13 protein-coding genes are annotated in these 13,596 nt (G+C 46.4%); 1 reads left to right on the top strand and 12 read right to left on the bottom strand.

Annotation, left to right across the window (positions count from 1 at the left end; genetic code table 11):
- Positions 1-143 precede the first annotated feature (143 nt).
- The 8 genes from MHI43_RS17835 to MHI43_RS17870 all read right to left on the bottom strand — a co-directional run bounded on the left by MHI43_RS17835 (position 144) and on the right by MHI43_RS17870 (position 8,792).
- The gene (locus tag MHI43_RS17835; protein WP_015735714.1) at positions 144-821 is read right to left on the bottom strand and encodes a metalloregulator ArsR/SmtB family transcription factor; all 678 of its coding nucleotides are present in this window, start codon (positions 819-821) and stop codon (positions 144-146) included.
- 200 nt (positions 822-1,021) lie between these two features.
- A complete protein-coding gene (locus MHI43_RS17840; RefSeq protein WP_036660750.1) occupies positions 1,022-1,615 on the bottom strand; it encodes a YdeI family protein in 594 nt (197 codons plus the stop codon).
- A 78-nt stretch (positions 1,616-1,693) separates the two neighbouring features.
- Positions 1,694-2,239, bottom strand: a complete 546-nt coding sequence (locus MHI43_RS17845) for a hypothetical protein (RefSeq protein WP_235201661.1) — start codon at positions 2,237-2,239, stop codon at positions 1,694-1,696.
- Positions 2,240-2,247: 8 nt separating this feature from the next.
- On the bottom strand, positions 2,248-2,802 hold the full coding sequence (locus MHI43_RS17850; protein WP_235201663.1) for a hypothetical protein: 555 nt from the start codon (positions 2,800-2,802) through the stop codon (positions 2,248-2,250).
- Between the two features lie 322 nt (positions 2,803-3,124).
- Positions 3,125-5,539: an RNA polymerase recycling motor HelD gene (gene helD, locus MHI43_RS17855; RefSeq protein WP_036660752.1), complete on the bottom strand. Its 2,415-nt coding sequence runs from the start codon at positions 5,537-5,539 to the stop codon at positions 3,125-3,127.
- A 448-nt stretch (positions 5,540-5,987) separates the two neighbouring features.
- Positions 5,988-6,815 carry a phytoene/squalene synthase family protein gene (locus MHI43_RS17860; RefSeq protein ID WP_081746266.1) on the bottom strand — a complete coding sequence of 276 codons (828 nt, stop codon included), beginning with the start codon at positions 6,813-6,815 and terminating at the stop codon, positions 5,988-5,990.
- Between the two features lie 189 nt (positions 6,816-7,004).
- Positions 7,005-7,367, bottom strand: coding sequence for a DUF4181 domain-containing protein (locus MHI43_RS17865; protein WP_036660754.1), 363 nt, complete (start codon positions 7,365-7,367; stop codon positions 7,005-7,007).
- Between the two features lie 174 nt (positions 7,368-7,541).
- Positions 7,542-8,792: an MFS transporter gene (locus MHI43_RS17870; protein ID WP_036660756.1), complete on the bottom strand. Its 1,251-nt coding sequence runs from the start codon at positions 8,790-8,792 to the stop codon at positions 7,542-7,544.
- 374 nt (positions 8,793-9,166) lie between these two features.
- Between MHI43_RS17870 and MHI43_RS17875 the strand changes: the two genes are divergently transcribed.
- Positions 9,167-10,051 carry an aminoglycoside phosphotransferase family protein gene (locus MHI43_RS17875; protein ID WP_036660757.1) on the top strand — a complete coding sequence of 295 codons (885 nt, stop codon included), beginning with the start codon at positions 9,167-9,169 and terminating at the stop codon, positions 10,049-10,051.
- 57 nt (positions 10,052-10,108) lie between these two features.
- On the opposite strand, the gene MHI43_RS17880 is transcribed toward MHI43_RS17875, so the two are convergent.
- The 4 genes from MHI43_RS17880 to MHI43_RS17895 all read right to left on the bottom strand — a co-directional run bounded on the left by MHI43_RS17880 (position 10,109) and on the right by MHI43_RS17895 (position 13,271).
- The gene (locus MHI43_RS17880) at positions 10,109-10,987 is read right to left on the bottom strand and encodes an ADP-ribosylglycohydrolase family protein (protein WP_036660758.1); all 879 of its coding nucleotides are present in this window, start codon (positions 10,985-10,987) and stop codon (positions 10,109-10,111) included.
- Positions 10,988-11,157: 170 nt separating this feature from the next.
- Positions 11,158-11,574, bottom strand: a complete 417-nt coding sequence (locus MHI43_RS17885) for a VOC family protein (protein WP_036660759.1) — start codon at positions 11,572-11,574, stop codon at positions 11,158-11,160.
- A gap of 166 nt (positions 11,575-11,740) precedes the next feature.
- On the bottom strand, positions 11,741-12,250 hold the full coding sequence (locus MHI43_RS17890) for a GNAT family N-acetyltransferase (RefSeq protein ID WP_036660760.1): 510 nt from the start codon (positions 12,248-12,250) through the stop codon (positions 11,741-11,743).
- A 115-nt stretch (positions 12,251-12,365) separates the two neighbouring features.
- Positions 12,366-13,271 (bottom strand): class I SAM-dependent methyltransferase, encoded by a 906-nt coding sequence (locus MHI43_RS17895; protein WP_036660762.1) that lies wholly within the window; start codon positions 13,269-13,271, stop codon positions 12,366-12,368.
- Positions 13,272-13,596: the final 325 nt, after the last annotated feature.

Consider the following 13,596-nt stretch of genomic DNA (forward strand, 5'->3'; position numbering starts at 1 on the left):
TGACATCCTTCCGTAGAAATACGATATGAAGTTGCCCGTCTGATTACCTTGAATCGCGGCCGGTTCCACAGACCTTAAGCTCTCCAATTCGTCGTCGTATACCTTCATGATTGGGTGAATTGATAAATTGAAGGAAACTTGTTTCACGAAATGGCCTGCTCTTCGCTGTTTCGCTTATTCGTAAATGCTTCCCAGTCCTGAACCCTCTTGCTTAAGCGAGCCGCATCGATTCCTTTGGACTTTAGTATCTCGATGGCTTTGATAGACATTAAACAGTGAGGACCCCGGCAATAGGCTACGACTTTGGCCTTCGCAGGCAACGCATGTAGCTGTTCGGCCAGCTCTTCTATAGGTATCGAGATAGCGCCAGGAATATGAGCAGCTTCATATTCGTCCTTTGGACGAACATCGATCAGCGTTACTTCCCCTGCTTCCATGCGGCTCATGAGTTCTTCAAACGATACTTCTTCTATATCCGATAGCTGACCCAGGAATTCATTTTTAATATGCTGGACTTCAATAAGTTGTTTTTCAGATAAACCATACAGAGAATCTAAAAAGTGCAAGACTGCAGGATCAGCGATTTCATAAATAACGAAATTCCCTCGTTTCTTATAATCGACTAGTTTGGCATGATGGAGGGTCTGCAAGTGTTGAGAGACATTCGCTATAGACATGGATGTGATTTTCGATATAACTTCTACGGATTTTGGTCCTTGTGTCAAAACATCCAGAATTTCTAAACGTTTTGGGCTGGAGAGGCATTTTCCAATTCGTGTATATTCCTTGTATAATTCGTCTTTAAGCTCTCTTTCGTTCATCGATTCAACCCCCCTGTAATAAACTATTCAATTGATATATTGAATAGTTTAAGTGGCATTCTGGCTTACGTCAATATTCTTTTAGCAAAGAAAACAGGCTGCCGGTTGAATGAACCAACAGCCTGTTACCTTGGCGTGTATTCTTGTTTAGAAGAACTACGCGGTTAGCGCAGCGTGTAATCCCCAATATGTAAAAACAACTAATCGTTTAATCCCTTTCCATTCAGGATATGCGGGATATATTTTTCAACCCTGGACTCTCGTGTTTTGGCTTGCTTGGGTGCGGAGAAATGCAGAATGTACGCTCTTTGCCGACCTGGCGTCAATGCTTCAAAAGCCTCTTTTAGGTTAGGCATTTCCTCGAATTTATTTTCCAGCTCTTCAGGTATGGTGTAATCCGTATTCTTTTTAAAATTTACTTGCAGACCGGCTTTCTCCACTTCAATGGCTTCCGTAATATAGGCTCTCACGATCAGTTGCATTTCATCTATATCTTGAGCACTGGTAAACCGAATCTGGCGTGCGGCCTGAACGTTCTCCGTTTGCTGGATCAGGATCCCATGGGGATCTCTTAACAATGCGCCTTTGTGAAACAGAAGCGCACAGTAATCCTTAAAACCGTGGATCAACACGATGTTTTTACCGTCGAACGTGTAACAAGGATGCATCCACTTAAAATCCTCGGTCAGCCCGCAGTCCAGCGCAATTTCTCTCAATAGCCCGAACTCTTCCTTCCACTTTTTAAGCTTATTAAAATACGGATCAATCTTTGTATTCCTTTCACCTTTTGTCATCAAGGTGCCTCCTCTGCTTTTGGGGGTTCTGGCTTGCTCGTTTGCGGTTCGATATATCTGATCAGTACAATACGGATTCTAATGTACTGGCACAAGCCCCTTTGATCTAAGTAACTCTAATTTCACTAGAGGTATACTTTTTTCAAGTTCGCCATTTGTTACATCCAAGCCCTCACGATCGACAAACACAATAAAGTCTTCAGCAAGTATGAAGTTTTCGGACCAATTCGTTTCATTTAATGAATAGGCCACTTCCTGCCACAACTTCATACCTTCCTCCCACCAATCATCTGTATTATGCCAAAACATAATCAGATTTCTAAGTTTCTGAATTAGTTCTTGATCTGTAAGTTCTTGTTGATACTTCACAGGATGCTCTCCCGAATTCCAGATGGTCTCATAGTCCTTTTTGTTATCCACTTGCTCATCTCGTATATTTTGCAAGCCAGGTTGGAAAATCGGCGAGTATACCGTATGAGCTTCATCATGTAGAAAGATGGCAAGAAAACAACAGCTTCTATCTACTAATACTCGGGACAAATTACCAATTATCTCTCTTAAAGCTGCTATTAGTCCTTTTTTAACTTCCTCTCGGAGAAGCGCCACCTCTTCAGCCAACATCATCACATAAATTACACCTTTGTGCCATCTAATACTCGACTGAGAATGCCTTTCTCATCATACTCAAAATAGGTTCGAACTAAGTGTTCAAAGTAACCTGGATTACTTTCGTATTGAGGCTGATATACTTGGATCAACCGTTCACCCTCATATATGTAATCTTCGTACTGTAATTTATCATTCCGAGCAGAATATTCTATGCATCGCTTGATAAAACCATCGTATATCAAATATTCCTTTATAGAGTCCAATACTCCACGGACATATAATCTAGTGATGATTCGGTTGTCTTCGTAGACGGTATAAGCGTATCCATCAATTAATTCATCACAAGCTGAAATACGAAGTCTATCATGATTATCGAATTCATAATAAGTGTCCGTCTCCTCTTCAGTAATTTCCCCTGGAACCGTACTTTGTCGCCCATACCAATACGGAGAAATATCATAACGTTTGCTTATGGTATATTCTCTCCTACAAATTGAAGACTCAGCCTCTTCTTTATAAAATTTATAATTATCTTGCGCTTCCTTACTTAATTTCAAATAATATTCTTTATCAACCATTTTGGGCTCCTTTTTACATTATGATTGACAAGCAATTCGACACAAAGCTAAATTTCACCTTTTTTGTCCTCTTGCCCTACAGTGATTATTCACAATCTTTTTTTGCTTGATTGTCATAACAAAAAAATAACCTTGGCCGACTTAAAGGCCAAGGTTATTGACATACGAGCAATTCGGAGACGATTCACGATGAGCGGAGGCTGCATCGTCCCTTCGGCTCCGATCGGTTTGGTTTTGAGTAAAGGGCTTGCGTTGCTCCCTTACCTATTTCTACTGCTCTCATCGTATTCTAGATGGTCTAATAGCCTGGTTAAAGAGCAAATTATGTTGCCTTCTCGTACAAATGCTCAGGCACTGCTTGCACGAACGGAGACCACTCGCTAGTCGCGTAAAGATACAGTCGGTGCATGGCCCGCGTACAGGCCGTATAAAGAAGCTTGCGTTCATTTTCCCTGCCGTAGGCTTCTGACGAAGCATCATAGACCAAGACCGCATCGAACTCGATGCCCTTTGCGAGATATACGGGGACAACCATCACCCCGTTTTGATAGGTGACGGTCTCCTTCGTAATGAGCTGCAAGGCTTCGCATCCCTGCAACTGTAATGATTCCAATGCTTGTCGGCTTTCGGCCGCAGTCTTCGTAATGATGGCAATAGAGTCGATGCCGTCGGCTTTAAGTGCCGCGATGTCTTTAAGCAACTGCGCATCACGTCTCTCTCTGCCTTCAAACCTAGTAAGAACAGGCTTCGGTCCGCTCCTCTCAAAGGGTACGATGTCCGACTCATCGATAAGCAGTTCTTTCGTGAATTCCACGATCTCCCGTGTAGAACGATAACTGCGCACTAGACGAATCAAGCTTGTATCGGCTTCACCATAAAGCCGAAGCAGAGGCGAATCGTCCCCTTGCAGCTTTGTGGACTGCATGAAGATCGCCTGCCCGAAATCGCCGAGTACCGTCATGCGGGCACGAGGGAATAGTTTCTTGAGATACTCGTATTGAAACGGCGAGTAATCCTGTCCCTCATCGACGAAGACATGCCGAATCTCTGTGTTCGTCCGAACGCCTTCGATCAATTCTTTTAAATACAAATATGGAGTCGCATCCTCATAGAACAATTCGAGCCCATCCAGCTTTTCTTTGGTTTGCTTGCAGATTTCAGGCCACATAGCAGGGACATCGGATTCCTTCGTTTTTTCCCGATATGCAGCTACATCGCCGAATAATTGGACGTATAAGCCGTGGGCATCGATAAACGATAATTTCCTCACGGTTTGCCTCAGCGGTTTGAAACTCTTCTTCACGATCCGCTGGCTGAGCAATTCCTCTTCCCGTCCGGCGAAATCAAAGTCGCCTTCATCTCCCCGGCGTTTATTGCTTTTTATCTCGTTCACTACGGCGTAATGCTCGGCAATGTCAAAGACTTCCCGATCCTTGTGCAGCTCGCCGAACACTTCCGCATAGAGCTCCGTATCGAGGTAACTCAGCTCCTCGACTACCCAGGACGCCTTAAGCTCCTTGCGTTCCAGTAGCGATAGCTCCTTCAGCAGCCATTTCTGTAGCTGCTCAACCCGATTGGCCAAGCTCAAGGAAGGGTCGTAGCTGTAAAATTGGGTCCTCATTTGCTCCGCCGTAATCAGATCACGCTCCCGGAATCGAATGCCTTTGAATAGCATCCCTTCCCGGCCCAGCCACTGTGCATAATTCTGCAAGGCTTTCATGAAAGACTCCGATGCCTTGTATTGAATTCCCTGCAGACGTGTCTCGTAATTCGGGGTTGATTGTGCTGTCAGCACATATTCGATCTGATCAAAGGGATCCTCCAGTCGCAAGGATGGACCCAGCCAGTATTCGAGATATTCCTGCAGCGTCGTCTGCTGCATGTTCTCCTCGCCGAGCTCGGGAAGAACAGAGGATACATAGCTGTTAAAAATCGGGTTCGGCGAGAAAAGAACAATCTGGTCAGCCTTCAGCGAATCGCGGTTTTTGTACAGCAAGTACGCCACGCGCTGCAAGGCCGCAGAGGTCTTCCCGCTGCCGGCCGCGCCTTGTACGATCAGAAGCCGGCTGCGATCGTTTCGGATGATGGCGTTTTGCTCCCGCTGAATGGTGGATACGATGCTTTTCATCTGTGAATCTGCGCCTTTGGCTAGCATTTGCTGGAGCAGCTCGTCGCCGATCGTCAGGTTCGCATCAAACATATTTCGAATTTGACCGTTGTGAATCTGATACTGCCGTTTCAGCTCCATCCTACCCGAAATCTGCCCCATCGGGGTGATGTATGAGGCCGCGCCTGGGGAGTGGTCGTAGTAAAGACTTGCGATGGGAGTACGCCAATCATACACCAGAAAGTTCATTCCATCTTCATCGATGAAAGATGATACGCCGATATAAATCTGCTCGGTCAGGTTCATGCCGTCTTCCAAAAAATCGACGCGCCCGAAGTAGGGAGAAGGCAGCAACTGATTGAAGTTCTTCCATTGCTGGGTCAGAAGCCGCTGCCGGCGTTCCCGTTCGGATAATATCGCGGCCTGTTGTTTGATCGTATAGAATGTTTCTTCGAATTCTTCATCCGTGCTTGTGTTGACCGTTACTTCTTCCCAGAATCGTCTGCGTATCTCAGCAGCCTGGTCGCTTAGCCCGGTAACCACAGGTTCCAACTCGCCAATCCTTGCTTTCAGCTTTTCCCTGACCTGTTCCAGCCGTTCTTGTTCTGTCTGCCATTCTTTTGCTTCCATGTTGTTCTGACACACTCCTTTTACCATTTTGTGGGGATAAAAAAGAGCATTGACAAATCAGAGGTCACTGGTGTACAATCAAATTAGGAATAGTAATGATAATGCCAGTTAACTTGATTTTTTTCAATTGCGCTATTGATTATAACATAGCGTCTTTTTCATGTTCAATATTTTTTTATTGTCGCTTGGCTTATGGCCAAGCTTTTTTATTTCTCCATATGACGAACTTCTCCGCTCTACCTCATAATTCCTTGTCCCTTCGCGTATCCACTTCTCACCAACGATCCATCCGTCCGTTTCATGGAGGGAATTTAATAGTACTTAACAAAAAAGCAGCCGATTACGCATCGGCTGCCTTCTCAATATGGATCTTTCGGATTTCTTGCAGTTCATTCACTTGCCTGTGAATAAGTTACTATCATACCCGGTATACATATGAACAATGCGATTAGCCGGTTACGCGATTCACGATTTTCAGTACGGCATCCCTCGTTAATTTGCTTCCGCCAGCAGATATGAGATTTACCGTGGCATGAGCTAAGGATAATGGGATTTTGCAAAATTTCAATGCTGGACCATCCTTCAAATCGGCAATATATGAATCGGCAATTTGTAAATTTCGGCGTGTGTATTGCTGCATCTCCTTAAATCCCCAACCATCCGGGTAGAAGTCGACGCCGCGATGAAGATCCTCTTCTCTATTGCGAAGGATATTTACCGCTTGCAGTCCTCTTCCGAAGGCAATTGCTTTGGTTGAATCAGACTGCGTCCCGTCATGCCAGAGCCAAAGCTCGGATAACATTTCTCCAACCATCCCAGCCACGCTATAAGTATATCTGTCCAAATCCTCTTCCGTGTGGATATTCCACCCGCTTTGAACCCACTGCGCCATATGTAACGACATCTTCGCGATGTAACGATTTACGATCGGGGCGCCGGATGACGGACAAAGAAGCGCCCAGTCATCGATCTGCATCGTAACGTCCGGTAATATTTCTTGGTAAGGTGAGAGCAAATGTTGTGTTTGGGTTACCATCATATCCTCGGATTTGAATATATCATGAATGCCCAGCAGCAGTTTCACTTTCAATTCGTCCGCGAGTTCTTTATGGTCCTCGATTTCGTCAATTGCCCTCATGCATAGATAGGCAGATGTAACAGCCTCCTTTAATCCCAGTTCCAAATAACTTATGGGTATATAAAAAGTCCGGCTCGTCTTCTTTAACATGATCATCGCTTCATTCAGGGTAACGTTACTAATGAGTATTCCCTCCAAGTATCAGGCTCAACTTTATATTAATTATTACTATGATAACATACATAGATATGGTTAAAGCAAATTTGCTGACGTACATCGTTAAAACAAAAAAAGCCGCGGTTTCCACGGCTTTCTAGACATGTTTAATCTTATCCTATCAAACAGCGCGACCATAGTAGTTTAGCGGATTCCGTTCTTCTTGTCTTGTTATGCAAATAGCTCCAGGCCAATAAAGAGCAGTAAACCGCTAACACTTGCATAAGCACTGAGGAAATGTTGTTTGGTATCCTTCATATAGCGTCTTTCTACAAGGGAACGGAACGCATGCAGAATAGCAACAACAAGAATAATATCCTGATGAGCCCACACTCTCCATTCCAATACATATCTCATAACGAAAATGGCAATGAGGGCAGCGACTACAAGGATGAGCTCTCCAATTAAATGAAATCGATTGATATGCTTATATAGCAGTCCGTCTGACGTGGAGGATACCTTCAGCTTTTTTTTGATCCAAACGTAGCCGCAAATGAAGATGATTACATACAACATGATTGTCATGAGGAACATTCATGAGGTCCCCCTTTCATAAAGTAGCAGTCATTATCAGCTTAACATCTTCATGATAGGTTTTCCACAATTACATGAATATGGAATAAGTTTGATTTGTATTGCTGAACACAAGATGTCGAAAAAAAACCGGCCATGATCCTGGCCGGTTCTTCCGCATGAAAATGTTAAAGCTTAGGTTTGTTGTGCAAGATGTCCGTGATCCGGCGCTTTTTGATTCATGATCGGCACCATGACCAGTGAGCCAAGAAGAAATAATAGTCCTGCCCCGCTATAGATCGTGCTCAGTGAGAAGGCATCCTTTAACGCGCCGGCGAAAGACATCGAAATGACCATCATGCCAACGAACATCGGATTCAAAACCCCGTTCACCCGTCCGACGATGGAAGCATTGGACCATTTCAGAATCATCGTGCTGATCCCGATATGAATGCAAGGGAACACAAGCCCATTTAGAAATTGAACCGTCAGTGTCAGCGGAATGCTCGTCGAATACCCGACAATTGTCGTGCAGACGGCGCCAGACAGCATGCCTATGGCAAGAAGTAATTGCGGCGGTACCCGCTTCGCAAAGACGGCTACGATCCCGCCGCCGATCAGCATGGCTGCACCATTCACCATCAGCAGATATTGCAGGAACTCCTCGCTCCTGCCCAGCCGCTCGGTTACGATAAACAGGTTGAGGGCTTGAGCTACGCCAACCGCGAGTCCCGCGAGAACAAACGCGAGTCCAAGCATTCGCAGCACCTGGCTTTGCCACACATAGCGGAAGCCCTCAACGAAATCTCTACGGAACTGGCCTTTAGCGGCGATGGTCTGCGGCTTCATATTATCCTCCGGCAGACGAACAAGGACGAGTGCGGACAGCAGAAATACCGCGCCCATGATCGCAATCGATGTTTCAAGGCCGAACGTGCTGTAAACGAAGGTGCCAAGCATAGGGCCGAGCACCATGAAGATGGCCATCAACGATTGGAATAAAGCCATCCCTTGCTGCAGTTGTTCTTCTGCCACATGATACTTAAACAAACGCATGCTTGACGGCTGCGAGAATTGTGAAAGGATAGCCGAGATAAACGCAACGAGGTAGACGGAATGCCAAGAACCGTAATGTATGGTCAGAAGGACAACGAATACCGATACCGCGGATAACAAGTCGCACCAGATCATTGTTCGCTTAGGCCGCCAACGGTCGGCAAATGTACCTCCGATGAACGAAAAAACAAAAATAGGAGCGAATTCTGCTACGCTGATTAACGAGATCGCATATGGATCATTATTCGTTCGATCCGCAACGTACAGGAGAATCGCAAAATTACGTACCCAGATCCCGATCTGCAGGAGCACGCTAGATAATAAAATCGTCTGCAGGAACCGATTGCGAAGCAGGCTTGGTGCTTGGGTTCTTTTATCGTGCCTAGTCAATCTTTTCTACCTCCAATTTGTCAATGAAAATGCATTCTTGTGTAATGGAATGACTCTCCTTTCATGATCTAATTATACGGACCGCATCATCGTTCACCTCCTACTTAAGACTGAATTTTTACTTATGTAGTCCCGCTAAATTTCGTTCAATTCCAGCTTTTTTTTATATCCATTCTCTCCCTTGTACCCGTTCGGAATCGGGAATTATAATGATGGTACCACGCCAGCTCGTTGAATAAACTCCGTAAGCTTGATTGCATCAATCGGCAGCTTCGGTGAATGGATGCCAACGGAATCCAGAATCTGAAACGGTGTGTATTGAATAAACCAACTGCAGCTTTTATTAAAAATTCACCCCAGGAGGCGTTGAACGTATGATTGAAATTACCACCGAACTTGTACGCCGGTTAATCCATAGTCAATTCCCCCAATGGAAGGATTTAACCATCACCCCAGTGGAAAAAAGCGGACACGATAATCGTACCTATCGGCTGGGTAACGATATGACCGTTCGTCTGCCAAGTCACGATCGCTACGCTTCAGCTGTCGAGAAAGAGCTGACATGGCTCCCGGTCTTCAAACCCCATTTGTCCTTGCCCATTCCGGCTCCGGTTGCAAAAGGAGAGCCTACGGAAGAGTATCCTCTTCCATGGTCGATCAATCGCTGGATTGAAGGCGAAACCGTATCGCATGCCAACATTCGGGATGTTAACGAATTTGCCGAAGACCTCGCTGCATTTTTGAAGGAGCTGCAGGCGATTGACGCAAGCGGCGGCGTGCCGGCGGGCATCCAAAATTTTCATCGCGGAGGAAACCTTGCCGTCTACGACAATGAGACTAGATCCATCATCGAAACGCTTTCCGACGAAAACGATCAATCGCTTTTAACGGAAATTTGGGAACTCTCCCTTACGACAAAATATCAATCCGCACCGATGTGGCTGCACGGCGATGTGGCGGTAGGCAATCTGCTCGTAAAGGATGGACGGCTGTGCGGCGTTATCGACTTCGGGACTATGGGTGTCGGCGATCCTTCAAGCGACCTCGTGATGGCATGGAACTTTTTTGACGACGACAGTCGCCGGATTTTCCTAAACCGCATGAATTTTGATGATAACACCGTTCATCGCGCACGAGGATGGGCCTTGTGGAAAGCACTCATCACCTTCGCTTGGAACGAGCGTGGCTCGGAAGCCTCGAATTGGGGGAAGCACGTGATGGATGTCATTATCCGAGATTATAAAAAGCATGGCGCGTGATATCGAATGTCCTTCATTCGGTAACTGTTCAGCAATCGTCACTTCGAGACAGACATATTAAGACGTTTTCAACGTATACAGCTGCGAAACCGTCCTGTCGAGCCGATCTTTGATGAGGATCGCTTCCGCATATCGGGCTGGTATGTCTTCATACCCGTAGTAAATACCTGCCAGCCCGCCGGCGATAGCGCCGATCGTATCGGAATCATTCCCTAGATTGGCCGCCTTCTGTACGACTCCTGCAAAATCGGATGTGTTGAGCAAAATATGCAGCACCCAGCGGAAGGTATGCACCACAAAACCGCTTGCCGGACAATCGGGCTCGGCTTCAATCATGTGTTCGTATTCGCTTCCCGCCACCTCGCCCATGACGGCAACCCTTAAGTTTTCACCCTGTAAAAGGCGCCGCGCGATTCGGTTGTACATGAGGCAGGCATCGGCGCACCTTGGATCGTAATGCGTCATCCTCGACTGCAGAATCGTCACTCGTTCCATGTCCGCCGGATCCTTATAGGCCAGAGCCGCCGGCAGGCAGCGCATGAGGGATCCATTCCCGCCGCTTTGCCCCATATCCATATGCGCAACAAAAGCCGCTTCGAGCCAATCCCCCTCGTAGGTTTGAAAAACATGACGGATGATATTCCCGATGTCTTTGGGACGCGATTGATACCATTCCATAAAGAAACGCCCGATCGCTTCCATCGGCTCTGCAGGATTCTCGATTATGCCTGCCGCGACGCAAAGCGTCATCATCGTATCGTCGGTCACTTCTCCCGGTTCCAGATTCCAGACCCCGCCGCCGATGATTTCCGTCAAATAACCGTACTGTGCTTCGATCTCCCGCGTACTCATAAACTCCGTCGTCCCACCCAAAGCGTCGCCCACGGCCACCCCGTATAGTCCGCCCTTGATGCGGTCTAAATATTTGTTGTCCATGCAAACACCTCACATTCTGTCCGTGTAAAACCACTCGCAGCATTATATCAAAGTTATAGAGGCGGATGTCTTCCCCACACAAGCGATACTCTGTAAAAAGCAGTAAACCCAGCCTTGGTAACGGACTAGGTTTAGTACTTAAAGTCAGTTTCGCAGTTCATGAAAAGGCATTAATCCTCAGTATAAATCTGGAAGGTCACGCCGAATTTATCGGTTACATCGCCAAAGCCTGGGCTAAAAGGGGCTTCCTCGAACGGCATATTCACTTGACCCTCTTGCTCCAAGGCTTCAAAAAATCGTTTGGATGTCTCCACGCTGTTCGTTGAAATGCAGATGGTGACCTGTTTGCCTTTCGGAATCGAGGTGCCGGTCGGTGCATCCGAGAACATGAGTTCAGCTTCGCCAATCCGCAGCTTCGCATGTGCGACAAGCTGATTTAATGCATCCGTGTATGTGTTCGGCATTTCCGGCATGTCTCCGTAAGTAATGATGGAAAGGACTTCGGCATCTAAAGCTTGTTCATAGAAGCGGATAGCTTCCCTTGCATTCCCTTCCATATTTAAATAAGGGGTAAGTTTGACTGTCATCCTCAATCAACTCCTTTTTTTCAATCATAGCAAAACAACCAAGAATGGGTTTCTTATGGATTGCTATCTTGAAAATCAGGCTAGCCATCCCCTTTATAAAAGCAACCCAAGCGAATGGGCTTGGGTTGCATCGTTTTTTTTTAGCATGGATATTAAGCCGTGCACCTTATGAAACCGAAATTTCCTTTTCCATAATATAATCGTCCATCACGAATCCATTCCCGATATCCGCGATTTGTTCCCTCACGGTCCGATAGCCTTTTTTCTCATATACGGCGATACTGGATTCATTATGTCGATTGACCGTCAGCCAAATATGGCTTAAGCTTCGGTCTTTACACAGCTCTTCCAGGAATGCCATCGCTTGACTGGCATAGCCGCGTCCGCGGTGCTCCCTGCTAATGTAAAACTTGCTCAGGAAGAGCTTGTCCTCTTCTTGTCTGACCGACATATAACCGACGGTGGAGGAGTCTGCCGAATGGATCAAGTAATATTCGTAGTCCTGATGCCGGATCTGATCCGTAATCGCCGGGACAGCTTGATATTTGCCGATCATGTATTCGATCTGCTCCATAGAAATGATGGATACGTAATATTCGCGCCAAATGTCTGCCGCCAGTCTGGCAACCTCTGCGATTTCTTCGGCCGTTTTCACTTGTGTAAATTTCAGTTTCATACATCTTCCCGCCTCTCCCGGATCGTTGGTTCACGCTCTACTACCATATCATCCGATCCCCGGCAGGTTCAAGAATGGTTGGTTGAGCCGGGAAAGATTGTTATTGGAATACTTATCAGGATAATGCCTTAAGTCCGTTTCCCGAGTACATGCTTTCATCCTGCAATCGAATCAATACCTTGCCGTAACGCCCACTCTGCCGGATGGTGACTTTTCCGGACGGATACGCTTGCTCCAAATAATCCGTTATCAATTTCCGCTTCTGATCATCTGGGACTTGACCATGACCGCGAAGCCAGTTCATGATTTCCTGCAGCGCAGCTTCGCTTGAGACTTCCGTCGTTTTCGTTTCCCGCGTCACAAGGGACTCGTAGGAATATCCTTTAAGATACAGCAGGTGAAGCAAATACCCAAATTCCATGTGTTTCGATCGGTAAGGCTGATCGGTGATGAGCGGCCAGATTTCATTCATCAGGCTGATCTCGGTGGAACCTGCGGGCATACTGATATAACAAAACTCCCGGGCGCATTGCAGTACCTTCTCCACGCTCTGCCAATCCACGATGACCGGGCACATCGAGAGAAAAACGAGATCGAACGCCTGGCTCCATCCTTTGGCCTGTACGTCAATATCTTCAAAACGTTCGGGAACGATCTTCACCTGATCCTGTGGAAAATTTGTTATATTCTCTTTCAGCAGATCGATCAATGGCAGCGAAGACTCCACGGCCGTTACATCCGCCCCGCGCTCCGCAAACGGAACCGAAAACACGCCCGAAGCGGCCCCGATATCCAGAACGGAGGCATTATCGAATCGGACGCCTTGCCCTTCAAGCCAGTTCATGATGCGCGAAGTCCTTTTTCTCCCTTCTTCATTAAATGATTGCTTATTGAAGGTCCGGGCCTTATGATCAAATGCTCGGGCCGGTTCGATTCCGGCTTTTTTCATTTTGTTGATGACGCTGTCGCCATGTTCCTTCCAAGCTTGTTCCCATATGGCTTCATTAAAAAAATCGTTCAAGACATCCCTCTCGCTTTCCGTTATGGTTTATGGTGCATGGTATTACAATTATGGATATTAAATATCCATAATTGTCGCGCACGAGAAGTATATTTCTTCCCGTTTCAGCATACTGACAAAAAGTTAATTACGGATCTACGTTATCCATAATATATGATTCATCCCCCATTTGCAATGCCCTTTTTTGATTAATCTGCGGTTGGCACACTGCCGCTGGCAACATAGCTTGAACATAGCCGCTCATAAAAAATGCTCGCCTATTCCACCAATCGTCTGAAATCAAATCTCCGTTAAGGTTATACAGCCGATCTTCCTCCGGAGGAAA

It is taken from the genome of Paenibacillus sp. FSL H8-0457, assembly GCF_038051935.1.
Taxonomy (GTDB): Bacteria; Bacillota; Bacilli; order Paenibacillales; family Paenibacillaceae; genus Paenibacillus_AQ; species Paenibacillus_AQ lautus_A.